The sequence below is a fragment of the Vibrio crassostreae 9ZC13 genome, from assembly GCF_000272045.2.
Classification (GTDB): Bacteria; Pseudomonadota; Gammaproteobacteria; order Enterobacterales; family Vibrionaceae; genus Vibrio; species Vibrio crassostreae_C.
Genome location: NZ_AJYZ02000042.1, coordinates 670,986 through 695,254 on the forward strand (window position 1 = coordinate 670,986; position 24,269 = coordinate 695,254).

Here is a 24,269-nt window from a genome sequence, read left to right on the forward strand (position 1 = left end):
CTACAGTTGAACACCAGAGAAAGACATAAAGCCTAACGCCATCAGACCAACAGTAATGAACGTGATACCAAGGCCACGAAGACCTGGAGGTACGTCAGAGTACTTCATCTTCTCACGGATACCCGCAAGAGCAACGATAGCTAACATCCAACCCACACCAGAACCGAAGCCGTAAACAACAGATTCAGCAAAGTTGTAGTCACGAGTTACCATGAAAGATACACCACCAAAGATTGCACAGTTAACTGTGATCAGTGGAAGGAAGATACCTAGTGCGTTGTACAAAGGTGGGAAGAAACGGTCTAGAACCATCTCTAGGATTTGTACAAGTGCCGCGATAACACCGATGAATGCGATGAAGTTAAGGAAACTTAAATCGACACCTTCAACAAGCGCGTTTTCTTTCAGGATGTGTGTGTAAACAAGGTTGTTTACAGGAACAGCGATTGTAAGTACTACAACTACCGCAACACCAAGACCAAAAGAAGTTTTAACTTTCTTAGATACCGCTAGGAATGTACACATACCTAGGAAGAAAGAAAGCGCCATGTTTTCGATGAAAATCGATTTAACTAGCAGACTAATATAATGTTCCATGACTACCTTACCCCTTCGCTTCTACTTGTTCTGGTTTGAACACACGAATTGCCCAAATCAAGAAACCAATTAGGAAGAATGCAGAAGGTGCTAGAAGCATCAAGCCGTTTGGCTGATACCAACCACCGTTGCTCACTAGAGGTAGTACTTCCATACCAAATAGTTTGCCAGAGCCTAGAAGCTCACGGAAGAAACCAACAGTGATAAGAACGAAACCGTAACCAAGACCGTTACCAAGACCATCGATTAGAGATGGGATTGGCGCAGACTTCATTGCGAATGCTTCAGCACGACCCATTACAATACAGTTAGTAATGATTAGGCCTACGAATACAGATAGCTGCTTAGAGATATCGTATAGGTATGCTTTAAGCACTTGGTCTACCACGATTACTAGTGATGCGATAATTGCCATCTGAACGATGATACGCACACTGTTAGGAATGTGGTTACGGATCAAAGAAACGAAGAAGTTAGACAGAGCAGTAACGAACATTACCGCGATAGTCATAACAAATGCTGTTTCTAGCTTAGTGGTTACCGCAAGAGCAGAACACACACCAAGAACCTGTAGCGCGATTGGGTTGTTGTCCAACACCGGCGCTAAGATGCTCTTTTTAATTTCTTTTGCACTAGACATTAGTTCAGACCTCCGTCACGAACTTTTGCTAGGAACGGACCAAAGCCCATATCACCTAACCAGAAGTCAAATGTATGTTGAACACCAACGCTAGTCAGTGTTGCACCAGAAAGGCCATCTACACCGTGCTCAGAACCTTGAGGAGCGCCACCTTTAACAACCTGAATAGCAGGTTTGTGGTTTTCGTCGAATAATTTCTTACCAACGAATTGAGCGCGCCAAGATGGGTTCTCAACTTCACCACCAAGTCCAGGAGTTTCACCTTGCTCGTAGTAAGTGATACCAGAAACTGTGTTGCCATCAGTTTCTACCGCAACGAATGCGTACATCATTGACCATAGACCGTTACCGTGAACAGGGATGATAACTTTAGAAGTTTCAGCGCCATCTTTCACAAGGTATACAGTACCCGTGTTAGCACGACGAAGGATCTTAGCGATGTCATCTTCAGCTGAAAGCTTGATTGACTGAGCTGGATCTTTTGCCGCTTTACGTTGGTCGTATGCAGCAGCATCGCCGTCAACGAAATCGCCAGTAGCGAAATCAACTAGACGAGGTTCGATGTTCTCTTTATACAGGTCTGGAATCTTACCCGTAAGCTCAATGCCCGCAACTTCAAGGATCTTAGTTTGCTGATCCAGAACCGCGTTCTCTTGTTGCTTAGGTTTAAGAACAACTGCAGCTGTTGAAACGATGATTGAGCACACTAAGCTCAATGCGATAACAACAAACAGCGTCTTTTTAATGCTATCGTTATTACTTGCCATAGCGCGCTAGTCTCCGCTTAATGTTCTTCTCGATTACAACGTGGTCAAACAGAGGAGCAAATAGGTTTGCGAATAGAATCGCAAGCATCATGCCTTCTGGGTATGCAGGGTTAACTACACGAATCATTACACACATTGCGCCGATTAGGATGCCGTACCACCACTTACCTTTATTGGTAAATGAAGCTGATACTGGGTCAGTCGCCATGAAGAACATACCGAACGCGAAGCCACCTAAAACTAGGTGCCAATGCCAAGGCATGCTAAACATTGCATTAGTGTCAGAACCAATCACGTTAAATAGTGTTGATACTGCAACCATACCGATCATTACACCCGCAATGATGCGCCATGAAGCAATGCCCATGTAAACAATCATTGCTGCACCAATCATAAGTGCAAGCGTTGAAACTTCACCGATAGAACCTGGAATGTTACCAATGAATGCGTCCATCCAAGTGATTGCTTCACCTGATGTTACGTTCATTAGTGCACTACCGCCGCCTTGAGCCCATTGGCTAAGAGCAGTTGCACCAGAGAAGCCATCTGCAGCAGTCCAAACTACGTCACCTGAAATCTGTGCAGGGTATGCAAAGAACAGGAACGCACGACCAGCAAGAGCAGGGTTCAAGAAGTTACGACCCGTACCACCGAAGATCTCTTTCGCAACAACAACACCAAAGGTAATACCTAGTGCTGCTTGCCATAGAGGAAGCGTTGGCGGAACGATAAGCGCAAATAAGATAGAAGTAACAAAGAAACCTTCGTTTACTTCGTGCTTACGCACCATACAGAACAGTACTTCCCAGAAACCACCAACGATAAATACCGTTGCGTAGATAGGTAAGAAGTAAGTCGCACCCAAGAGCATCTTACTGCCCCAACCTGCATCGGCCCCTAAGGAGGCTCCAAGCATTTCGGTTAGCCAGTAATGCCAGTTACCATCAATGATAGAAACTAGTTCTGCACCTGAATACATGTGGTTTAGTGCTGCGATAGCCTGACCACCTGCGTTGTACATACCCCAGAACATTGCTGGGAATACCGCAAGCCAAACCATGATCATGATACGTTTTAAGTCAACGCTATCACGGACATGCGAGCTTTTCTTTGTAACTGTACCTGGTGTGTAGAAAAGTGTTGCTGCAGCTTCGTAAAGCGCAAACCACGTTTCGTGTTTACCACCTGGTTCAAAATGATGCTCGATGTCTTCAATAAACTTTTTAAGGCCCATGAAAATTACCCTTCCTTCACAATTGTATCTAGGCATTCACGAAGTAACTGACCGTACTCGTACTTACCAGGACATACAAAGGTACACAGTGCTAAATCTTCTTCATCTAGCTCTAGCGCACCAAGTGCTTGTGCACTATCAACGTCGCCTGCACATAGATCACGAAGCAGCAATGTAGGTTCCATATCTAGAGGCATTACGCGCTCGTAGTTACCAATTGGAACCATTGAGCGGTCACTACCGTTTGTTGTCGTTGTCATGTTGAACAACTGACCTTTAAACAGGTGACCAAGGAATGAACGAGTAACAGAGAACTTGTTCTTACCAGGCATAGCCCAGCCGAATAGCTCTTTATCACGACCTTCACGTAGAACAGAAACTTGCTGATGGTAACGACCAAGGAAAGCATGTGGACCTGTTGCTTCAGTACCCGTAAGTACAGAACCAGAAATCACACGAACTTCGCCTGGCATTAACTCGCTGTCTGTCAACTCTTCAAGGCTAGCACCAATTTGAGTACGAACTAGACGTGGGTTGTTCACCACTGGACCAGCCAGAGAAACAACACGCTCAGAGTAAATCTCACCAGTAAGGAAAAGCTTACCGAATGCGATAACATCTTGGTAGTTAATGCTCCACGCTACATTTTGTGCATTTACCGGATATAGGTAATGCATATGCGTGCCTGCAAGACCTGCAGGGTGTGGGCCATCAAAAACATGTTCTTCAACGTTAGACTGAGCTGAACGAGGTAAGCTAGTACCTTTTTTACAAACGTACACTTTACCGTTAGTCAGAGTTGAAAGAAGATCTAAACCAGCAACGAAAGCATCAGACTGCTCGTTAATGATTAATTCTGGCTCAGCTGCTAGCGGATTAGTATCCATAGCAGTAACGAAAATAGCCTGAGTTTCAGAATCAACTGCTGGAACCTTGCTGAACGGACGAGTTCGCAAAGCGGTCCATGCGCCAGACTCAACTAACTGAGCTTTAACCGTTTCACGGTCAAGGCCTACTAGTTGGTTAGCTTCATAGCTATTGAACGTGATTTGCTCATTGCCTGCTACTTCAATCACTACTGATTGAAGAACACGCTTAGCACCACGGTTCACTTCAATAACTTTACCGCTTGCTGGAGAAGTAAATACAACACCTGGGTTCTTTTTATCTGCAAAAAGAACTTGGCCTTTCTTCACTTCATCACCAACGCGAGCATGCATCGTAGGACGCATACCAACGTACTCTTCGCCAAGCAAGGCGACTTTAGTGATGGACTTACCATCATTAATCACCTGGGATGGAGTTCCTGCGATAGGAAGATCCAAACCCTTCTTTATTGTAATCATACGCACTTGCACTACTTTATCGGGAAAAAGATTCTTTTAATTGCGTAAATTCGGGACGTTTTAAAATCGCCCTTAGACACGACATTACAGTGTCCGGTTTTGGTAAATTTGAGATACCAAAATCGCAACATTACATTAATAAACTCATCACAAATATTATGTGAGATTTATCAGGTGCCGTATTCTAGCATTTTTTGACAACTTGATGCCATGACCAATAACTTGAATACGGCCTTTATTTGGTGAGATTTGAAGCATATGGACTCTCAAATATGTATAAATTTGACGAGCCGCACAGATAGATTGGCTTTTGAATCGTGTTTTAAACAAGAGATTAATACTCTGTCACAAACTAATATTTTACGAGTTATGTTGAAACACTGTTAATAAAAACATTACTCATTGTAGGTATTTTTAGTCGTTCAAATTGCCATCAGTTTGAGTGATATAACAACGAAAAACACATAGGTTTGGCGACAAAAAAGGCGGCATCACCACCTTTTGTCAATATGCTCGCTGTGTTACTTGCCACCACCCATACACATAGGGCTGTCTGGCACGTTATCGAGCTGCTTCATCCATTCATCTTTTGTATAAGTGTGAATGGACAGTGCGTGAATATTATTCGCTAGCTCTTCTGAAAGAGCTTTATTTACCGCTCGATGACGAGCAATAAGACGCAATCCTTCAAACACATCACTGACAACAATCACTTTAAAATGACTCTCAGAACCGGCCGGAACATTGTGCATATAGCTCTCATTAACCACGTTTAAATGACTTGGTGAAAACTCATTGTGCAATTTTGTTTCGATAACTTCTTGGATCATTGTGATTCCTTAATAACGTATTGGCATTATCCGTGGGATGAGTATAAACCCTAAGCGGTCGACTGTCTGAGTATTTGATAGCGAATGGCGTAGGTTTGGTTGAGTTTTTTCTATCTTGTTCAGCCTGCATTTGAGACAATATCTTTGTTATTTCTTACATAAGTATCTCAAGCAATGAAAACCGAACTTACCCTTCACGATAGAACTTTAACCTTACATCGTTTCCCGAAACGTTCAAATGAAACCCTTCAAGCTTGGGATGCGGGCGACGAATACCTGATCAGTCATGTTGAAGAGATGAACCTCGAACCTGGCAAACACATCCTGATCATGAACGACAGCTTCGGTGCCCTATCCGCTTGGTTCTCGAAAGATCATGATGTCACTATGATGAGCGACTCATTTATCTCTCACCGTGGTGCCCTGAAAAACTTGCAGCGCAATCAAAGTAACCGAGTGAACTTCTTGAACACGATGGATGATATCCCACACGGTATCGATCTTGTGATCATGCAGCTGCCAAAAACAAATCGTCACCTAATCTGGCAATTGAGTCAGCTACGCCAAGCATTGCCTGAAGGCTGCCAAGTGATCGGCGTCAACAAGGTAAAAGAGATTCACACCTCTACGCTTAACCTGTTCGAAAAATACCTAGGCGAAACCAAAACATCACTAGCGAAGAAAAAACACCGCTTAGTCTTCTCATCTCCAAACTGCCAGCCAATTCAAACGGTAGAGCCTTTTGTTGAATGGGATGTAGACGGTGAAGATATCCGCCTGAAAAATTTACCAAATGTTTACTCAGGGGAAGCACTCGATCAAGGCGCTCGCTATATGCTAGAGCACATCCCTCAAGATCCTGAGCTACGTCATATCATCGATCTTGGTTGTGGCAACGGTGTATTGAGTGTAAAAGCAGGGCAATTGAACCCACAAGCCCGTATCACCTGTGTGGATGAAAGCTTTATGGCGGTGGAATCGGCGCGCCAAAACGTTAAAGATAACCTTGGTGAAGAAGGCAAATTCCAGTTCATCGCCAACAACTGTTTAGATGGCTTCAAGAAAAACAGCACCTACTTAGTGATGTGTAATCCTCCATTCCATCAGCAACAAGCGATTACGGATCACATTGCGTGGCAAATGTTCTGTGATGCAAAGCATGTTCTAAGCAATGGAGGCAAATTAATTGTTATTGGCAACCGACACCTCGGATACGATGTCAAACTAGCAAGACTATTTGGTGAAGCTAACGTTGAAACGCTTGAACTAAACCAAAAATTTGAGATATTACAAGCAACAAGAGAACCTGCGAATTTTAATAAATAAGCAGAAACGACTTCACAAGAATTTAAGATACCGAGCTTCTGGTGTGAATTTAGAAAGGATAAAGGAATGAAAAAACTGATTTTGGCTGCTTCTATTATGGCTTTGACAGCATGTTCAGCCCCTCAGCAAGAACAGATCAATGTAATGCCAGAAGCTTCACTAAGCTCAAGCAACCTTGTACAAGGCAAAACATACACACTAACCAGTAAAGATGTTCGTGCCGCTCAATATGTTGCATTGGTTGATAGTGGCCGTTCAAACATTCAGCCAATTCACGCTAAGCAAAACATGCGTATTTCTCTAGAAAATGCTGTTGCACAGCAGTTAGAGTCTCAAGGTTTTCGTGCGAGCGTAAACAGTGAAAACTCGATTGTTTTAGAGATTCAAGAAGCACTCGTTACCGTAGAGCACACCATTATGGAAAACAAAATGGACGGTAAAGTAACGCTTGAAGTTACCGCTGAAACGCCTGAAGGCAAACTAGTTAAAACATTCAACGGCACTGCAACACGCACTGGTGCATTGAGTGCATCTAACGACGACATCTCTATGGTTCTTAATGACGTGATCAACTTGGTTCTTACTGAGATCGCTAACGACCAAGAGCTACAAACTTACATGAAGGAACGTTTCTAATGGGTCGTATTTTATCTTCTATCGCATTAATGCTAGTGAGCGTGAGCGTTTGGGCTGGTCCTAAAGTAAACGTGGAAACAACATTAGGCGACTTCACTATTGAGCTTAACCAAGAACAAGCACCGGTTAGTGCGGAGAACTTCCTAAAATACGTTGCTGACGGCAGCTACGAAGGCACTATCTTCCACCGTGTTATTCCTGGCTTTATGGCTCAAGGTGGCGGCTTCGATCAAGAGATGAATCAACAAGCAACTTACGCTCCTATCAAGAATGAAGGCAGCAATGGCTTGAAGAACGATACAGCAACAATCGCGATGGCTCGTACTAATGCGCCAGATTCTGCAACTCGTCAGTTCTTCATTAACTTCTCTGATAATGACTTCTTGAACGCAAAAGGTAGCAACCCAGGCTACGCTGTATTCGGCAAAGTAACTGAAGGTTTTGATGTTGTTCAAAAGATGGCAACGATTCCAACCAAGCGAATGGGCCGCATGTCAGACATACCAGTTGACCCAATCGTCATCACTAAAGTGACCCTTCTTAAGTAATCCAATCTAACGCCCTTATTTCTTAAGGGCGTTTTTCTACACAAGGACGCCCTATGTCATCAGGCACTCCCTCTCTTTCTTGGATGCAGACTTTCCGCAGCTACCTAGATAAACGCCTACTTTGGGTGTTTATGCTCGGCTGTTCGAGTGGCTTCCCATGGGTTCTTATTGGATCCAATATGTCTGGTTGGCTAAAAGATGCAGGTTTAACGCGTGCTGCCATCGGCTACTTTGGCAGTGTGTTTGCCGTGTATGCGATTAACTTTCTATGGGCACCATTGGTAGACCGAGTAAAACTGCCGGTGCTTCACGCAATACTCGGCCAGCGCCGCAGTTGGATCTTTTTCTGCCAAACCATTGTTTTAATCGGCACCTTATTCATCGCAGGCGTCAATCCCGCAGAGAACTTGGCGTTTACTTCAATGTTGGCGCTCGCTATTGCCATTGCCTCAGCCACGCAAGACATCGCGATTGATGCATTTCGTATTGATACCTTCCCAAAATCCGAAGCATCAAAACTGCCGCAAGCTTCTGCAATGGCCGTAATTGGTTGGTGGACGGGGTATTCCCTACCAGGCTACCTTGCCTTTATTAACGCAGACTCAATCGGTTGGAATGGCGTGTATTACGGAATGGCAGGCGTCGTTGTCGTACTAATGCTGTTTACTCTTTTTGTCGGAGAGCCAAATACACAACGCGAAGCCCTGCAAGAACAGGCTCAGCAACGCCACAATAAGGTTGTCGGTTCGAAAGTCGTGGCTTGGTTCAGTGTTACCGTGTTAGAACCGTTTTATGACTTCTTCAAACGAAACGGAGTTCAAGTTGCCATCACCCTACTGCTGTTCGTATTCCTATTTAAGATAGGTGAAGCCTTCCTAGGTCGCATGTCGATCACCTTCTATAAAGAGATAGGTTTCAGTAATGAACAGATCGGTCATTACTCCAAGTTAATTGGCTGGGGCGCGACGATATTCTTCACTTTGGTAGGCAGTGTCTTCAATGTGAAATTCGGTATTGTACGCGGACTGATGATCGGCGGTGTGGCAATGGCGGCCAGTAATCTAATGTTTGCGTGGATCGCTCACACTGGCCCGAGTGAAACCTTGTTCTTGACAACCATCATTGTCGATAACTTTACAACTGCGTTTTCAACCGTAGCGTTTGTCTCTTTCTTAACACTATTAACCGGGCAAGCTTTCTCAGCGACACAGTATGCCTTGTTAGCATCGTTGGGGAATTTCGGTCGAACAACGCTGGCTTCATTCAGTGGTGAGTTGGTTGATTACCTCAATGATTGGTCAACCTTCTTTATACTAACCGCACTTATGGTGATTCCAAGTTTGATCATGCTCTATTCGTTGCGCCACTTTTTCACGGATTTATTAGAAAAAGCCAAAAACAATCAAGAATAGAGTCAAAAAAAATGATAAGAGGGTAGCATTGAGCTTCCCTCTTTTACGTTCGGTCTTCAGATCTAGTCTGTTGTGTCGCTCACGATAAGATTAAAACCTGTTCCCATCGAATCATCAATCGCCACAACCAAAGGCTGACCCGCTACAGTAATCGTCACAAAGTAAGACCCCGCCGCAACATAAATGCCATTCGCATAATCTTTGAATTTCACATCACTTAGCGCCGGAGTGCTGCCAGCAATACCCACCGTTTTCGGTCAAAGATAGATCAAAGACTGGATTGTAAGACGGGTTGAATTGTCATTTTTTAAGAGAAAACGCTTAGAAAAGAATACTGTTGATTTTGATATGCATATCACTCTAATTAGTAGAATCGTTTGCTTAGCACAGTATTTCACCTATTTATCCACAAAATAATCGAGTTTCACAAAATCAATAGAATTAGAGGTGCATCAAGATGCATTGCCACATTAAAGTTCCATCATTTAGATCATTAGTGTGATCAGCTTCACCTTAATAATTGTAATTTTCACTCCGTCTCACTTTTATTTGAGAACAAAATCGCTATTATGCTCGACATTCGGACATCATAAACACGCACGGATTAGCGGGTTACTTATTTCAAACATAGAGAGTTCCATTATGCGTAAATCACTTTTAACTCTTGGCCTACTTGCAGCAGCATCTGCTCCAGTAATGGCGGCTGATTATTCTGACGGCGACATCCATAAGAACGATTACAAATGGATGCAATTCAACCTTATGGCTGCAATTGACGAACTTCCAGGTGAGTCTTCACATGATTACCTAGAGATGGAATTCGGTGGCCGCTCGGGAATCTTCGACCTTTATGGCTATGTTGACGTATTCAACCTAACGTCTGATCCAGGCAGCGATAAAGCTGGTGCTGAAAAGATGTTCATGAAGTTCGCTCCTCGTATGTCTCTAGACGGACTTACAGGTAAAGATCTTTCTTTCGGTCCAGTTCAAGAGCTTTACGTATCTACACTTATGGAATGGGGTGGTAACTCTGGCGTTAACACTCAAAAAGTTGGTTTAGGTTCTGACGTAATGGTTCCGTGGTTAGGCAAAATTGGCCTAAACCTTTACGGTACATACGATTCAAACAACAAAGATTGGAACGGTTACCAAGTTTCTGCAAACTGGTTTAAACCTTTCTACTTCTTCGAGAACGGTTCATTCGTCTCTTACCAAGGTTACATCGATTACCAATTTGGTCTGGAAGACAAGTACTCTTCTGCAAGTAACGGTGGTGCAATGTACAATGGTATCTACTGGCACTCAGATCGTTTTGCTGTTGGTTACGGCCTAAAAGGTTACAAAGACATCTACGGTATTAAAGATACTGATGGATTCAAATCAACAGGCTTCGGTCACTACGTTGCAGTAACTTACAAGTTCTAATCGAACTTCTAAGAAAGTTTCCTAAATGGCACCCTCGGGTGCCATTTTTTATTGCTTTCATTTAATGCCTCGCTATCCTTGCAGCATCACTTTCTTATCTCGGTATTGCTGTGAACATCACTATTGTTGGGCCAGGGGCCATCGGCTCTTTATGGGCAATAAAACTACTTCAAGCTGGTCATAATGTGTCTTTGTGGAGTCGTTCCACTGATAACTCAATTGACTTATCACTTGATGGACAAGCTTCCCTTTCCTTCAGTAACAACAATATCGAAAAGCTATCAGCGAGTGACTTGGTTATTTTCACGGTCAAAGCTTGGCAAATAGCAGAAGCAACCACTCCACTGCTTCAACATCTCGATCCCGACACCATTCTCATATTCATGCATAACGGAATGGGCGCGGTTGATGAGATAGCCACTCAAATTGATGCTTACCCAATAATATTGGCAACCACTACTCAAGCTGCATTCAAACCCGACCGCAATAATGTGTCTCACACAGGAATCGGACAAACCCAGTTGGGTGCTTTCAACCAAATCGGCCAACAGTGTGCGTTTTTAGTTGATGTCTTAGATGATGCTCTCCCTGCTGTGCGTTGGAACCCACAAATAGAAACCGCGCTTTGGACTAAGCTCGCCATCAATTGTGCGATCAACCCACTCACGGGCCTTGAACAAATCAAGAATGGCGAACTTGCAGATAAAAGATTTGAGGGTATTTTGAATTCTATCGTTAAAGAGCTCACGCAGGTTATGCAAGCCGAAGGGATCGTTTGTTCATTCGATGAATTGGAAGCAAGCGTCAAACAGGTTATCCAAGCCACGGCACAGAACAATTCATCCATGAAGCAGGATATGTTTTACCAACGTAAAACAGAGATCGACTTCATTAACGGCTACCTTATTAAGACTGCACTCAAGCATCAGATAGACGTTCCTGTTAACCAAAGACTGTTCGCTCAAGTCAAAGGGCAAGAAAATCGCTGGAATCATCAAGATTAGTCAGCAACGGTTAACAAGTCGCGATAAAATAACAATACCGCTAAGCACAACGCTAGCACCAATTCCCAAGATTTTAGGTAAGAATAGATGCTTGATATCAATCACATCCGAGAGCAGTTCCCTGCGCTATCACAAACCATCAATCAACAACCATTGATTTACTTAGACAGCGCGGCAACGACACAAAAACCTCAGGTAGTTATTGATGCCATTAGCCAGTATTACTCCAAGCAAAATGCCAATGTTCACCGCGGTAGCCATAGTTTAACAGCGAACGCGACCAGTCAGTTTGAAGCAGCCAGAGATAAGATCGCTCAGTTTATCGGTGCAAGCTCTTCAAAAGAGATCATCTGGACTCGTGGTGCCACCGAGGCGCTCAATTTAATTGCTCAAACTTACGCAAGAAGTACTCTTCAGCCTGGCGATGAGATCTTAGTCAGCGAAATGGAGCATCACGCCAACATCGTGCCTTGGCAAATTGTCGCAGAGCAAACCGGTGCTAAAGTCGTTAAAGTACCGATGACACCGGATTGCGAATTTAACCTAGTCGCGTTTGATACGCTTTTAAATGAACGAACCAAGATTGTTGCATTAGCTCAGGTAACCAACGTAACGGGTTCTCGTCAGCCAATTGAAGCTGTCATAGAAAAAGCACACAAGATGAATGCGATTGTTGTGGTCGATGGCGCGCAAGGCATCGTCCATGAGCCTATTGATGTTGCAGCTTTAGGTGCGGATTTCTACGTATTCTCTGGACACAAGCTCTATGCCCCTGCGGGCATCGGTGTGCTTTACGGCAAGCTTGAATTGTTAGAAGCGATGCCACCTTGGCATGGTGGTGGCAAAATGGTCGAGCGCGTCTCTTTCTCTGGCACTACTTTTTCAGAACTGCCTGGCAAATTCGAAGCGGGCACGCCAAATGTGGCAGGAGCCATAGCACTAAGCACCGCAATAGAATGGTTAAGTGGTTTTGTACAACAAGATGTCGAAAATCATATCCACCAACTACAACACGAGACTTATCTTGCTCTCAGTAAACTGGATGACATTCAGATTTTAGGGTATCAACCTAACGCAAGTGTGATTACTTTTGTGATGGATGGTGTTCACCATCAAGATATAGCGACTCTACTGGATCAGCAAGGTATCGCAGTACGTGCAGGACATCATTGTGCTCACCCATTAATGGATGCACTTAATGTGAAAGGAACGGTTCGAATTTCATTTGGTATTTACAACAACATGGATGATGTTGAAAAGCTCGTAGCGGCGATAGAAAAAGCCGTTGATATGCTTTAGGGAGTAGCGAAATTACTTAGGGTTGGCGTTTAACGTCAACCCTTTTTGCTTCTGTGTATCAAGGAGATATTAAGCACTTAGCTCTTGGATTTGAGCAACAATCGCTTTTAATCCATTACCGCGAGATGGGCTAAGGTGGGTAATTAGACCGATTTGTTCAAAGTAACCATCAATATCGAACGCTTGAACCTGCTCTGATGTTTTTCCATCATACGCAGCCATCACTAATGCAATCAGACCGCGCACAATACGAGCATCAGAATCAGCACAAAAGTGCCAAACACCGTCGATATTTTGAGAAACCAACCACACTTGGCTTTCACAGCCAGAGACAATCACCTGCTCACTTTTCAGTTCATCAGGCATCGTTGGCAGTTTCTTACCCCATTGAATCACTTGGCGATAACGGTCTTCCCAGCCGCTGAATGTCTGCATCTTCGCGACGATATCATCACTGGTAATTTCAGTGCCGAATGGAGAGCTTGGGAATGTGGTCATTTTAATATCCAGTCGATTGTTAATTGAGTAAAAGACGTTACTTAGCGTGCTTTTGAATCAGCTTTTCAACGATACGCGAAACAGCTACAAAACCAAACGTCGCCGTTACAACTGTTGCCGCACCAAAACCCGTCGCACAATCCATACGTTTTGGACCTTCTGCTGTCGCTTTCGCAGCACAGACACTGCCGTCAGCTTGAGGGTATTTCAGCTGTTCAGTTGAGAACACACAATCGATACCAAACTTACGTGCTGGATTCTTAGGGAAATTATGATGACGACGAAGGGTATCTTTTAGCTTCTTCGCGAGCGGATCTTGAATCGTCTTCGTCAGATCAGCCACTTTGATTTGAGTCGGATCGATTTGACCACCCGCACCACCAGTGGTGATCACCTTAATTTTGTTGCTACGACAATATGCCAACAGTGAAGCCTTAGCTTTCATGCTGTCAATCGCATCTAATACAAAGTCGAACTCTTTCGACAGGTATTCAGCCTGATTGTCTGGGCCGATGAAGTCGTCAATCAGGTTAACTTTACACTCAGGGTTAATCAGCTTAACGCGCTCTGCCATCACTTCAATTTTGCTTTTACCAACGGTACCCGACATTGCGTGGATCTGACGGTTGATGTTGGTCACACACACATCATCCATATCGATCAAAGTCAGCTCACCTAAACCAGTACGAGCAAGCGCTTCAACCGCCCATGAACCGACACCACCAATACCGATCACACACACGTGTGCTGCTCTAAGTATGTCGACTTCACTATTGCCATATAGGCGACGGGTGCCACCAAATCGTTGGTCATAGTTTTCTGAAGCTGGAGTGGTCAATTCACGCATTGTTGCCGCCAATTTATTTCTGAGAAAAAGAAAAGAGTGCGTTTTATACGCACTCTTGAATAAAAAGTCTAGGGGATTAGCGATTCGCTTTCAATGCCCTATTTTATTGTAGCTTACTCAACCTTTTCAGGAGGCAAAGCCCAAGGCGCTTCAGTTGCGCTGCCATCTAAACCGAGCTTCCACACACGACCAAAATGCTTGTAATGGCCCGCTTCTGTACCCGCTCGAGGGCCCATGCCGTGGTAAAGGTCCAAATGGTTTTGCTTAACCGCGCCGCCCGTATCCAAAACCAATAGCAGTCTTAGTTGATGAGCGCCGCTCCAAGTACCATCAGCATTCAGTAGTGGAACCTCAGCAAGAATCGGTGTTCCCATAGGTAAGATAGAGCGATCGCCCGCTACCGCCGCCATCGGTAATAGAGGAATGCCCGCGCTGCCCATTACCGATAGGTCGTCTCTCGCTTCAAAAAACACGAAAGATGGGTTTTGCTCAAGCAGCTCTTTGACCACTTCAGGATCGTTTGCCAATACCCACTCTTTGATTGCTTTTAGCGACATTTTTTCGCGTGGAACTAAGCCTCGTTCAATCAGAACACGGCCAATGCTCACATAAGCTTTATTGTTCTTACCCGCGTAGGCGAAATACTGCAGCGTGTCATCATCACCGAAGTGTACAAATCCACTGCCCTGTACTTCCATCATAAATGGGTCGATACGGTTTGCTGAGTAACCTAACTCAAGGCCCTGACCTTCTAGTGCGCCGTTGTAAATCTCTTGGCGTGTTGGACACTCTTTACCACACTCAGGAAGCCCGTAAACAGGGTAACGATATTCTTCATTCGCTTCGTGGCGCAGCTCCATCACAGGAGAAAAGTAGCCCGTGAACAAAACATTGCCTTGTTTATCACCACCACCTAGTTGAGCGGTTTGAACGCCAAAATTCGCTAGCTCGCTTGGATCTCCACTCAACATCGCCCACTCATTGAGTTGTTGATAAAGCGGCTCATAGATTTTAGCCATCGAAGGGGATTTAGAAACCACCATCTCAGCTTGTTCTGCAAATGCGGTGTAGTCTCTTGGTTTATTGGATTCAACCTGATCGACCTTATTCAAGGTGCGAGGAAATTCGTCATCAAGGTGTTGCTGAGCAAGATCAGTGGGTTGAGCACAGCCAAATAACAAAGAGGCAGCGACAAGGGGAAGCCATTTTTTAATCACAAGAGTCATCCTAAAAATTCTATGCATCGAGGATGACAAAAACAGTCAGATAACACAATCTTAGATTGTAAGAGTTTACAAGAAGATAACCTATCGGACGGAGTTATCGATATGGCCCTTAAGGCGGAAGATGGGATTGTAGTGACTGTCAGAATCGAGCACCATTTCTGTATTGTCAGAATTGGTCATGCGGAAGCGATAGGTTTTATCACCCGCCTTGTATTCAAAGTAGTTTCCATCAAAGTCAAAGCTCGTCGAAACAACAGACCCACGAACTGACACACCATTAGCATTCAGAACAAACTCATCGGTCGCATAATGTGCAACATCTTGCTCTATCCAAGTGCCGTATATCAGATTGTCGGGCGTCGCCGCATTTTGCACTCGGGAAAGCACATCGCCGAACAAAGAAACCACCGCAAACGAACCCACTAAGGCTAGAACCATTAAACAACGTTCAATGATCTTACGCTTCAACTTAGATTGATTGCGCTGATCAGCTTCGCTGTAGAGACCTTTGGTTATCTCATCGATTTTGTTCTTTGTTGCTGGAGCTTGTTGCATTCGGTGACTACTCATAAGGATGCTATGCGCATTCTACACTGAGACAGTTTATATATTGAAGCCTAGATAAGAATAGTTTGCGCTTTATTCCAAAAAGGTGTTGTTTACATTTGAATTTAAATGCTAAATTATCGAATAAATAAACAAAATGGACTTGTTCTGTGAAATTAAGAAGTACAGCGCTAGTAAAAGGTTTCAGACAATCAACCCCTTACGTAAATGCTCACCGTGGCAAAACCATGGTCATTATGCTGGGAGGCGAAGCCGTTGCCGACAGGAACTTTGGTAACATTATTAGTGATATAGCCTTGCTCCACAGCCTTGGAGTAAAGATTGTTCTCGTTCACGGGGCAAGACCGCAGATCAACCAATTGCTCGCCAAGCAAGATTGCCATACGCCTTATCACAAGAATATTAGGGTCACTGATGAATATTCTTTGGGCGTCGCTATGCAGGCTGCTGGACAGCTTCAACTTGCCATCACCGCACGCCTCTCAATGAGCTTAAACAACACGCCGATGGCAGGCACTCAACTCAATGTTATGAGTGGTAACTTCATTACGGCTCAACCGCTTGGCGTGGATGACGGTACGGATTATTGCCATAGCGGGCGTATTCGTCGAATCGATATCGAAGGGATCAATCGCACGCTTGACCAAGGTTCAATTGTACTGCTTGGCCCTATTGCCAGCTCCGTGACAGGCGAAAGCTTTAACCTACTTTCTGAAGAGGTCGCTACCCAAGTTGCTATTCGTCTAAAGGCCGACAAGCTGATTGGCTTCTGCTCCGAACAAGGGGTAACAGATGAACGCGGTAACGTGCTCGCCGAACTCTTCCCTAAAGATGCCAAGCAAATTCTAGAACGATTAACGGAATCTCAAAATCCTGCCGAAGACATGAGCACAGGAACACTGCGCTTCTTGAAAGGAGCGATCTCCGCTTGTCGAGCTGGTGTGCCTCGTTGTCATCTAATCAGCTACAAGGTAGATGGCGCATTAATCCAAGAGTTGTTCTCTTTTGACGGTATTGGAACCCAAGTGGTCATGGCTAGTGCCGAGCAAGTAAGACAAGCTCAGATTGACGATATTGGTGGCATATTTGACCTTATTCGTCCTTTGGAAGAACAAGGCATTCTCGTTCGTCGCTCAAGAGAACAATTGGAACAAGAGATTCACCGCTTTACGATTATCGAAAAAGACGGACTGATTATTGGTTGCGCTGCACTATATGCGTATCCGGAAGATCACATGGCAGAGATGGCGTGTGTGGCGATTCACCCTGACTATCGCGATGGAAACCGTGGGCAAATATTACTGGACTACATGCGTCATCAATCGAAGTCTCGTGATATCGACCAAATTTTCGTTTTAACCACACATAGCCTGCATTGGTTCCGTGAACAAGGGTTTTACGAGATCGGAGTTGATGAGCTACCGATGGAAAAACAGGGGCTGTACAACTATCAACGTAACTCAAAAATCTTAGCGTTAAATGTGTAAATAAAGTTTTGGACTAAAATCTCACTTCAAAGGAAAAATAATTGCAAATGTAATCGTTTTCTATATGAGATTTATTAACTATGCACTTTCACTCACACGTATAATTGTATAGAATTTAGACGCTTTAATAATCTTAACAAATGTTTTTATTGGAATTGCCATCTCGATAGTCATGTCGAACTCATTGAGGTGGTCACTGCACGGATTGCTATACCCGTTGACGGCCAGCACGCTAACATTAGCTCTGCTCGTTAATATAAACAGCAAAAAGAGCAATATTGATATGAGAACCATTGTTTGTAACTCGCTGCAAAGTTTTTGGGATATGGCTGATAACCAATTCTTAGAAGGGCTAGACGTACACTGCGTGTTCCCTGTTAGCGAGAATCTAAAAGAGTTTATTTTGAATTGCCAAGCAAAGTACAAGATAAACCACATATCGTTCACTCGAGCGTTTTTAGGCTCTGATTCCTAATAACGCTCAAAGCAACCAAGGATGGTTGCTTTGTGTTTGTCTAGCCCTAAGTTCAAAACCTTCTCTAGCCGTCCAAAACGACTAATTCGTTAAGCGACTGCCTAAACCACTCACTCGCTCTGTTTTCACCTTAATCCCACGCTTCAACACATTTGTATCGCTGAACATCATCAGTCGTTTCTTCGCACGTGTAATACCTGTATAGATAAGCTCCCGCGTTAAAATAGGGCTGAAATCTGGCGGCAAGATCATTAAGGTCAGATCAAATTCACTACCCTGAGATTTGTGTATTGTCATTGCATAAGCCGTTTCATGATCGGGCACTCGGCTTGGTAGCACAGCTTTTACGCTGCCATCGGGCAACTCAAAATAGACCTTCAAACGAGGGGTTAAGTCAGGTTGACTAGAACCCGCCTCAAGCATACAGATACCAATATCACCATTGTACAAACCCAAGCCATGATCATTTCGCGTCACCATAACAGGACGTCCGTGATACCACAGCTCATCATTATGAGGGCTCACCAAACGCCTTGCGGCCAGTGCTCTTTCAATTCTGTGGTTGAGGCCTTTAACACCAAAATCCCCTTCACGAATGGAACACAACAGTCGGCATTGGCTGAACAAATCGAGTACCGATTTCGCTCTCGCTTCTTGAGTTTCTAACTCTTCCAACGGCACATTCATTCTATTGAGGTACGCACCATACTCGTTAACCAAAGTACGCAGCATCAGGTTATAACTGTCACTCGACAGAGGGTGGTTTTCGATATCGCCAAAACCTTTGGCAAACACTTGGTCTACTTGATTCGCAGAACCATTATTGATTGCTTTTGCCAGCTGACCGATACCGGATCGCGCATCGAAACGATAACTCTTCTGCAGCATACACAAGCTATCCGCAATCGCAGGCGGATTCACCGCTCCAGCTTTGTCTTGTCTTGGTTTAGCTATCGCATCAAAACCTGTCATCTCTGCAATCAAATTGCCTTGCGCTGTGCTGTACCCTGCAGAGTTGAATGAACAGATATCACCGAGCACAGCACCTGCCTCTACTGAAGCGAGTTGGTCTTTATCACCCAATAAGATGAGCCTTGCGTGCTCAGGAAGTGCATCCACCAGCTTATACATCATCGACAGATCAACCATTGAAGCTTCATCCACTACCAAGATATCAAGGTGGAGTGGATTGCGTCGGTTATGCCTAAACTCAGCACGGTTAGGAATCGCGCCGAGTAATCTGTGTAAGGTGCTCGATTCGGTCGGTATGTTGGCTTTCACTTCAGGCGCTAATGGCAGCTGTTCAATTGCTTTACCGATCGACTCGGTTAAACGCGCCGCCGCTTTACCCGTTGGTGCCACTAGCTTAATCGTTGGTGTTTTACCTTGGCTGAGAGATTGCTCGACCATCGCCGACAGTAATTTGGTTACCGTGGTTGTTTTACCAGTACCCGGCCCACCAGAAATCACCGCAAAACGACGACTCAGCGCCACCGCTGCCGCGACTTTTTGCCAGTTCAAACATGCCGATAACGGCACCAAGTCGTCCAACACATCTAAGTCCGTCACCTGCTTAGCTTGTACAATCGCTTGGTCGATTGATCCCCAATCTAAAGCCTGCTCATTCACAATATCAAGATGGTCACACACCAATTGTTGGCGTAATACCTGAGACGTCTGCTGATTTGCTTCAGCCCTGGCTAAGGCGTTAAACAGAAAATGATAGCTACGTGCAAAAAGCAGATTGAGCGTTTCAGTCAGCGCTTTTTTCTGCTCAGTATTGAACTCTACCGGCTTACTTAAACGGTTTAAGGTCTCAGCCAACACAACTTCGTAGTTCCAATAACGCTGTAAATAGACACGCTGCCCATCGAACATTAGAGGCTTAACACAATCGTTGGTCGTTCCCACTAAGTTTGATGATTGAAGCACAGCCACCCAATCAATACCCAACAGTTTTTGGTTCAATTGCAGTGCAGTTTCACCGTATAACCCAAGTAACTGAGCAAGATCTGCCGCTAGTTCAGGGCCTGTCGTATGCTGCTGTATAAGCTGAGTACAAATGTGTCCTTTGCCTAATTCATGGCTCACTACCCCCGCGAGAAAGCCGATCTCTTGAGGGTAGCTCGTGGCTTGCTGAGCAAGAAAACGGGCAAATTGATAATCCAACTGACGAATAGAACCCTTATCCGCAAGAAACTGGAGTACATCCATCAGTTGCTCAGGAATAAGTGAAACTGGCTTTGCTGTGTTCGCAGTATCTATGCCGGTATTAGTGGTCGTTGTTGTCATTATAAAAGCCCCATCTGTCCAGTTTCATCGTCATTCAATTGTGCTGAACGTCTGTCTATCACTTTACCGTCAATCAATTGATCCATTTCATCGAGCAAAGCCAGTGTTGGTTTCGCCGAGAAAACACCTTGTTGTGATTGGCCATCCATTCCTCTTAGGAACAAGTAATAAACCCCACCGAAATGTTCGTCATAACTGTAATCCGCAACGCGACTGCGTAGGAAGCGGTGCAGTGCCAGCGCATAGATTTGATATTGCAGATCGTAGCGGTGGTCGGCCATCGCCGATTTCAATGCCTCGCCATGGTAGACAGCAACATCATCTCCTAAGTGATTCGATTTCCAGTCGAGTACATAGTATTTACCTTGGTGCTCAAACACCAAATCGATGAAGCCTTTCAACATACCTTGCACGGTTTGGAAACCTAGATCGCCCGCTTTGGCTGACAATGGATCGTGATATTGAATGGTTTGATTCAGTTCAGATGCAGCCAATACTTCGATCGGCAGTAAGAATTCCATCTCAACTAAACGTTGCGTCGAGTCTTTCTCGCTTAGCTTTAAGTTCTTGCCGTCTAATGCGGTGTTCAGCACTGTATCGACCAGTTGCTGAAGCACAGGTAGCCACTCTAATTCATATTGCTCTGATTCTAATAAGTGAGTGATTACTTGCGTGTTATGTTCACTGGTTGCTGGCTCGGTAAATTCAACCTCCTCAAACAAGGTGTGTAAGAAAGTACCTGGGCGAGCACCACGAGGGAACGTAAAGATAGAGCGTTCAGGCTCAATCAACTCAGACTCATCCTGCTCATCAGCCGAGTCAATATCAAAACCAGACACCTCAATGGTCGCGTCATGACTCGCACCGTGACTGCCCTGTTTGACAAGCCCCGAGTAACTGGTGATACGCCAAGCTCGGTCAATTGAAGCCTTAAGTTCACTGGCCTGTAAGTCGTCACTCACTTGCTCTGTTTGCACAAAAATTTGTTCATGAGCGGTAGGTGTTTCGGCTAACAGCACACTGGAATTCTTACCCTCAATAGCCGATAGAGCTTGATGCAACTCGGCGATGCCTTGCTCTTGTCCGTTTTGAACCAAATAGCCCATGGCACTCAAGTGCACGCCGGTCGGCTCTTTGGTTGAACGCCCTTTACGTAGCGGTGCCATGCCAATAAAACATCCATAAACAGCACGAGTCAGCGCCACGTAAATCAAACGTAAGTCTTCCGCCAATCGCTCTTTGTCGGCTTGCGCTAAGGCACTATCGCTACCCGTAATATCAAGTACCGTGGTATCTGAGTCATGGTCGTAGAACTTGCCTTCGCTCGCTTCTCGGTAACTCGCGACAAATGGGAGGAATACAAGGTCATATTCCAAACCTTTCGATTTGTGAATAGTAACGATTTGAACCAAGTTTCTCTCTGACTCAAGACGTTGAATGTCATCTTCACTGCCGCCTAAACCATTTTGTGCATCTGATATCGCTTCTGCCAACCAACGCAACAAGCCATAGTCACTGTCGAGCTCCTGCCTAGCTTGTTGCAACAATTCGCCAATGTGCATTAAATCAGTGAGTGAGCGCTCACCATTTTCTTCTTCCAGTAAGCGTTCCGCGAGATGTCGTTTACTGATCACGCTGCGAAGCATTGGCAACACGCCGCGCTGAAGCCACAACTTACGATATTCTCTAAACTCGTTAACGACGTTTTCCCACACCACTTCATCGTTGTTGAGTTCATCCAATGATGCGGCATCCAGAGCAAACAACTCCGACGCTAAACTGGCGCGTAATGCTCGATCGTTTTCAGGTGTCAGCACAGCTTGTAGCAAGCGTTGAATATCTTGTGCGACTAAGCTGGTAAACACACTGTCTCGGTTCGACAAATACACACTCGCAATGCCTTGTTCAGACAGCGCATTTTTGATCAGGCGACCTTCACTGCCGGTTCGAACCAAGACAGCAATATCACCCGCATTCACGGCATGTTGTTTTTTGCCGTTATCAAAATAGGCTTGCTGGTTTTGAGAAGCGGTCAGAATGGTTTGAATTTGACTCGCCGTCGCCTCTGCCATTGCCTTGTGATATTCGCCCTTTGGTAACGGCTTGTCTTCAGCCTCTTGCAGCCAAAAGGTGAGTGCGTGCTGAGTTTCTCCGTTCATTACCCATTGGCGTTTGTCGGCCGATGGACTGGCAGCAACGGGCAAGAATGGAATGTCTTGATCGTAGATAAACGGGCTATCCGAGTTCATAAAAACTTGGTTTACTGCGCTGACCATATCGGCACTTGAACGCCAGTTAGTGCCTAAGGTGTAGTGAGCACTAACTTGGTTTCTCGCCTTGATATAGGTAAAGATATCTGCGCCACGAAAGCCATAAATAGCCTGCTTCGGGTCACCGATCATAAACAAGCCGCACTGCGGATTATCGAGATAGATTCGGCTAAAAATACTGTATTGCAGCGGATCGGTATCTTGGAATTCATCGATCATTGCAACTGGGTAGAGTGTGCGAATTCTTTCCACCAGCAAGGACTGCTCATCGACATCAATCGACGCAGATAACTGAGTCAACAAATCATCAAATGATAACCACTGCTTTTGCTGTTTCGCCTTTGCTAGCATAGTTCGACAATGGGTAATCGCATGTGCCAGCAATGGAGCTTTCAAGTCGGCTGGGTGATTTAAGAAATCTTCAATCGCTTCGAAAACGGCATGCTGAGGTGCGACGCCTTTTGGTGTTTTTTCAATTAACGTTGCTTGTGAGAACTTCTCTAGTTTATCTGGAAACTGGTAATCATGAGTGTCGCTCTGCGCCCATGCTGTCACAGCTTCTAACCATGTCGGCAGAGATTTCTTAGTGTAGCTACGCTTGTTCACATCCGAAGCAGAGATCAAAGCCAAAAAGTCCGCTTCGGATTCACACCACAGCGCTTTAAGTTGCTTCACTTTATCTAGGTTTTGGTTGTGCAGAGTTTGCAGGTCGCCCGACATCGCATCTACCGTCAATTTCAGCGGAGATCCTGTCAGATAACGATTTACGTCTGCTAATAACGCAGCAGGTGACCCCCAAATATTACGAACCTCACCAGCCAGTTGAATCGGCAGCGGGTAAAACTGCTTACGCCAGTAGTCAGCAACCACTTGCGCTTTTAGGTGACTTTCATCGGTCACAAATTCATTATCAAAGCGGCTTCCAGACTCGAAGGCATTTTGAGTCAACATACGCTGACAGAAGCCGTGAATGGTGTAGACCGCGGCTTCGTCCATTTGCCTTTCGGCATTGAGCAGTGTTTTCGCAGCGCCTACGTGGTCTTCGATCTCTTGCAACAGAGGCGCAATCACTGGGTCATCACTTTGCCCGCGAGCAAACGCAATGCGTGCATCATGGATTCGAGCACGGATACGATCTCGCAGCTCTGCGGTTGCCGCTTCGGTAAAGGTCACCACCAGAATTTGGTCTACGGTTAGCGGCTCATGGTGTCGAGTGGCTTCAGTCAGATCACCTTGTGGAGCGGCCGTGCCATGCCCGAGCAGTAGGCGTAAGTACAAGCCAGCGATGGTAAATGTTTTACCTGTACCCGCTGATGCTTCAATTAAACGCGCGCCATGAAGTGGAAACGTCATGGTATCGAGTGTCTGTGGAGCGATTACCTGAACACTGCTTGTGGTCGTCATGCCTTACTGCCTTCTGATAAATGTGTTGTTACAAATGTGACCTAGCGTGGAAAACGTCATTCAATTTACGTCCTACGCTAATTTGTTAATAGTTAGTGCGATCTCTCTCACGGATCAATTCGGATCGCCCCGCTACTAT

The 24,269-nt window shown here is 45.0% G+C and carries 21 protein-coding genes and 1 pseudogene; 9 read left to right on the plus strand and 13 right to left on the minus strand.

Annotation, left to right across the window (positions count from 1 at the left end; translation table 11 throughout):
- The 6 genes from nqrE to bolA all read right to left on the minus strand — a co-directional run bounded on the left by nqrE (position 1) and on the right by bolA (position 5,414).
- Entirely contained in the window at positions 1 to 597 is a 597-nt protein-coding gene (nqrE, locus tag A136_RS21770) for an NADH:ubiquinone reductase (Na(+)-transporting) subunit E (RefSeq protein ID WP_009848375.1), read from the minus strand.
- A 7-nt stretch (positions 598 to 604) separates the two neighbouring features.
- Complete coding sequence (locus tag A136_RS21775) at positions 605 to 1,237, minus strand: NADH:ubiquinone reductase (Na(+)-transporting) subunit D (RefSeq protein ID WP_008223083.1); 633 nt, start codon at positions 1,235 to 1,237, stop codon at positions 605 to 607.
- Positions 1,237 to 2,004 (minus strand): Na(+)-translocating NADH-quinone reductase subunit C, encoded by a 768-nt coding sequence (locus tag A136_RS21780; protein WP_017064184.1) that lies wholly within the window; start codon positions 2,002 to 2,004, stop codon positions 1,237 to 1,239. Before A136_RS21780 ends, A136_RS21775 begins: the two co-directional genes overlap by 1 nt.
- On the minus strand, positions 1,994 to 3,238 hold the full coding sequence (locus A136_RS21785; RefSeq protein ID WP_004735208.1) for an NADH:ubiquinone reductase (Na(+)-transporting) subunit B: 1,245 nt from the start codon (positions 3,236 to 3,238) through the stop codon (positions 1,994 to 1,996). Before A136_RS21785 ends, A136_RS21780 begins: the two co-directional genes overlap by 11 nt.
- A gap of 5 nt (positions 3,239 to 3,243) precedes the next feature.
- Positions 3,244 to 4,584, minus strand: a complete 1,341-nt coding sequence (locus A136_RS21790) for a Na(+)-translocating NADH-quinone reductase subunit A (protein WP_032546829.1) — start codon at positions 4,582 to 4,584, stop codon at positions 3,244 to 3,246.
- Positions 4,585 to 5,105: 521 nt separating this feature from the next.
- Positions 5,106 to 5,414 carry a transcriptional regulator BolA gene (gene bolA, locus A136_RS21795; protein ID WP_017064186.1) on the minus strand — a complete coding sequence of 103 codons (309 nt, stop codon included), beginning with the start codon at positions 5,412 to 5,414 and terminating at the stop codon, positions 5,106 to 5,108.
- Between the two features lie 174 nt (positions 5,415 to 5,588).
- Here bolA and A136_RS21800 point away from each other — a divergent pair, with 174 nt between their 5' ends.
- The 4 genes from A136_RS21800 to A136_RS21815 all read left to right on the plus strand — a co-directional run bounded on the left by A136_RS21800 (position 5,589) and on the right by A136_RS21815 (position 9,336).
- A complete protein-coding gene (locus tag A136_RS21800) occupies positions 5,589 to 6,740 on the plus strand; it encodes a methyltransferase (protein WP_017064187.1) in 1,152 nt (383 codons plus the stop codon).
- A gap of 66 nt (positions 6,741 to 6,806) precedes the next feature.
- Positions 6,807 to 7,376: a YajG family lipoprotein gene (locus A136_RS21805; protein ID WP_017059907.1), complete on the plus strand. Its 570-nt coding sequence runs from the start codon at positions 6,807 to 6,809 to the stop codon at positions 7,374 to 7,376.
- Positions 7,376 to 7,924: a peptidylprolyl isomerase gene (locus tag A136_RS21810; RefSeq protein ID WP_017059906.1), complete on the plus strand. Its 549-nt coding sequence runs from the start codon at positions 7,376 to 7,378 to the stop codon at positions 7,922 to 7,924. Before A136_RS21805 ends, A136_RS21810 begins: the two co-directional genes overlap by 1 nt.
- A gap of 53 nt (positions 7,925 to 7,977) precedes the next feature.
- Entirely contained in the window at positions 7,978 to 9,336 is a 1,359-nt protein-coding gene (locus A136_RS21815; protein ID WP_017064188.1) for an AmpG family muropeptide MFS transporter, read from the plus strand.
- A gap of 62 nt (positions 9,337 to 9,398) precedes the next feature.
- On the opposite strand, the pseudogene A136_RS21820 reads toward A136_RS21815, so the two are convergent.
- Positions 9,399 to 9,618: pseudogene (locus A136_RS21820) on the minus strand (DUF4397 domain-containing protein); the annotation flags it as partial.
- Between the two features lie 360 nt (positions 9,619 to 9,978).
- Between A136_RS21820 and A136_RS21825 the strand changes: the two are divergent.
- The 3 genes from A136_RS21825 to csdA all read left to right on the plus strand — a co-directional run bounded on the left by A136_RS21825 (position 9,979) and on the right by csdA (position 13,064).
- Complete coding sequence (locus A136_RS21825) at positions 9,979 to 10,761, plus strand: outer membrane protein OmpK (protein WP_017059903.1); 783 nt, start codon at positions 9,979 to 9,981, stop codon at positions 10,759 to 10,761.
- Positions 10,762 to 10,871: 110 nt separating this feature from the next.
- The gene (panE, locus tag A136_RS21830) at positions 10,872 to 11,765 is read left to right on the plus strand and encodes a 2-dehydropantoate 2-reductase (RefSeq protein ID WP_017064190.1); all 894 of its coding nucleotides are present in this window, start codon (positions 10,872 to 10,874) and stop codon (positions 11,763 to 11,765) included.
- Positions 11,766 to 11,852: 87 nt separating this feature from the next.
- Positions 11,853 to 13,064 (plus strand): cysteine desulfurase CsdA, encoded by a 1,212-nt coding sequence (gene csdA, locus A136_RS21835; RefSeq protein WP_017064191.1) that lies wholly within the window; start codon positions 11,853 to 11,855, stop codon positions 13,062 to 13,064.
- A gap of 69 nt (positions 13,065 to 13,133) precedes the next feature.
- Here the strand turns inward: csdA and csdE are convergent, their stop codons facing one another.
- From csdE to A136_RS21855, 4 genes are all read right to left on the minus strand, one after another.
- Positions 13,134 to 13,562 carry a cysteine desulfurase sulfur acceptor subunit CsdE gene (csdE, locus tag A136_RS21840; protein ID WP_017059900.1) on the minus strand — a complete coding sequence of 143 codons (429 nt, stop codon included), beginning with the start codon at positions 13,560 to 13,562 and terminating at the stop codon, positions 13,134 to 13,136.
- A 37-nt stretch (positions 13,563 to 13,599) separates the two neighbouring features.
- On the minus strand, positions 13,600 to 14,409 hold the full coding sequence (tcdA, locus tag A136_RS21845) for a tRNA cyclic N6-threonylcarbamoyladenosine(37) synthase TcdA (RefSeq protein ID WP_017059899.1): 810 nt from the start codon (positions 14,407 to 14,409) through the stop codon (positions 13,600 to 13,602).
- Positions 14,410 to 14,522: 113 nt separating this feature from the next.
- Positions 14,523 to 15,635, minus strand: coding sequence for a murein transglycosylase A (gene mltA / locus A136_RS21850; RefSeq protein ID WP_017064192.1), 1,113 nt, complete (start codon positions 15,633 to 15,635; stop codon positions 14,523 to 14,525).
- A gap of 81 nt (positions 15,636 to 15,716) precedes the next feature.
- Complete coding sequence (locus A136_RS21855; protein ID WP_017064193.1) at positions 15,717 to 16,190, minus strand: DUF2850 domain-containing protein; 474 nt, start codon at positions 16,188 to 16,190, stop codon at positions 15,717 to 15,719.
- Positions 16,191 to 16,351: 161 nt separating this feature from the next.
- Between A136_RS21855 and argA the strand changes: the two genes are divergently transcribed.
- Together argA and A136_RS22485 are read left to right on the plus strand one after the other, a co-directional pair.
- Positions 16,352 to 17,689: an amino-acid N-acetyltransferase gene (gene argA / locus A136_RS21860; RefSeq protein WP_017064194.1), complete on the plus strand. Its 1,338-nt coding sequence runs from the start codon at positions 16,352 to 16,354 to the stop codon at positions 17,687 to 17,689.
- Positions 17,690 to 17,972: 283 nt separating this feature from the next.
- A complete protein-coding gene (locus tag A136_RS22485; RefSeq protein WP_046224581.1) occupies positions 17,973 to 18,164 on the plus strand; it encodes a hypothetical protein in 192 nt (63 codons plus the stop codon).
- Between the two features lie 81 nt (positions 18,165 to 18,245).
- On the opposite strand, the gene recD is transcribed toward A136_RS22485, so the two are convergent.
- Positions 18,246 to 20,456, minus strand: a complete 2,211-nt coding sequence (gene recD, locus A136_RS21870; protein WP_017064195.1) for an exodeoxyribonuclease V subunit alpha — start codon at positions 20,454 to 20,456, stop codon at positions 18,246 to 18,248.
- Positions 20,456 to 24,130 carry an exodeoxyribonuclease V subunit beta gene (recB, locus tag A136_RS21875; RefSeq protein WP_017064196.1) on the minus strand — a complete coding sequence of 1,225 codons (3,675 nt, stop codon included), beginning with the start codon at positions 24,128 to 24,130 and terminating at the stop codon, positions 20,456 to 20,458. The genes recD and recB overlap by 1 nt, the downstream gene beginning before the upstream one ends.
- Positions 24,131 to 24,269 lie beyond the last annotated feature (139 nt).

Coding starts and splice junctions, on each gene's coding strand:
- nqrE (WP_009848375.1), bottom strand. CDS start 597: ATGGAACATTATATTAGTCTGCTAGTTAAATCGATTTTCATCGAAAAC.
- A136_RS21775 (WP_008223083.1), bottom strand. CDS start 1,237: ATGTCTAGTGCAAAAGAAATTAAAAAGAGCATCTTAGCGCCGGTGTTG.
- A136_RS21780 (WP_017064184.1), bottom strand. CDS start 2,004: ATGGCAAGTAATAACGATAGCATTAAAAAGACGCTGTTTGTTGTTATC.
- A136_RS21785 (WP_004735208.1), bottom strand. CDS start 3,238: ATGGGCCTTAAAAAGTTTATTGAAGACATCGAGCATCATTTTGAACCA.
- A136_RS21790 (WP_032546829.1), bottom strand. CDS start 4,584: ATGATTACAATAAAGAAGGGTTTGGATCTTCCTATCGCAGGAACTCCA.
- bolA (WP_017064186.1), bottom strand. CDS start 5,414: ATGATCCAAGAAGTTATCGAAACAAAATTGCACAATGAGTTTTCACCA.
- A136_RS21800 (WP_017064187.1), top strand. CDS start 5,589: ATGAAAACCGAACTTACCCTTCACGATAGAACTTTAACCTTACATCGT.
- A136_RS21805 (WP_017059907.1), top strand. CDS start 6,807: ATGAAAAAACTGATTTTGGCTGCTTCTATTATGGCTTTGACAGCATGT.
- A136_RS21810 (WP_017059906.1), top strand. CDS start 7,376: ATGGGTCGTATTTTATCTTCTATCGCATTAATGCTAGTGAGCGTGAGC.
- A136_RS21815 (WP_017064188.1), top strand. CDS start 7,978: ATGTCATCAGGCACTCCCTCTCTTTCTTGGATGCAGACTTTCCGCAGC.
- A136_RS21825 (WP_017059903.1), top strand. CDS start 9,979: ATGCGTAAATCACTTTTAACTCTTGGCCTACTTGCAGCAGCATCTGCT.
- csdA (WP_017064191.1), top strand. CDS start 11,853: ATGCTTGATATCAATCACATCCGAGAGCAGTTCCCTGCGCTATCACAA.
- csdE (WP_017059900.1), bottom strand. CDS start 13,562: ATGACCACATTCCCAAGCTCTCCATTCGGCACTGAAATTACCAGTGAT.
- tcdA (WP_017059899.1), bottom strand. CDS start 14,409: ATGCGTGAATTGACCACTCCAGCTTCAGAAAACTATGACCAACGATTT.
- mltA (WP_017064192.1), bottom strand. CDS start 15,635: ATGACTCTTGTGATTAAAAAATGGCTTCCCCTTGTCGCTGCCTCTTTG.
- A136_RS21855 (WP_017064193.1), bottom strand. CDS start 16,190: ATGCAACAAGCTCCAGCAACAAAGAACAAAATCGATGAGATAACCAAA.
- A136_RS22485 (WP_046224581.1), top strand. CDS start 17,973: ATGAGAACCATTGTTTGTAACTCGCTGCAAAGTTTTTGGGATATGGCT.
- recD (WP_017064195.1), bottom strand. CDS start 20,456: ATGACAACAACGACCACTAATACCGGCATAGATACTGCGAACACAGCA.
- recB (WP_017064196.1), bottom strand. CDS start 24,130: ATGACGACCACAAGCAGTGTTCAGGTAATCGCTCCACAGACACTCGAT.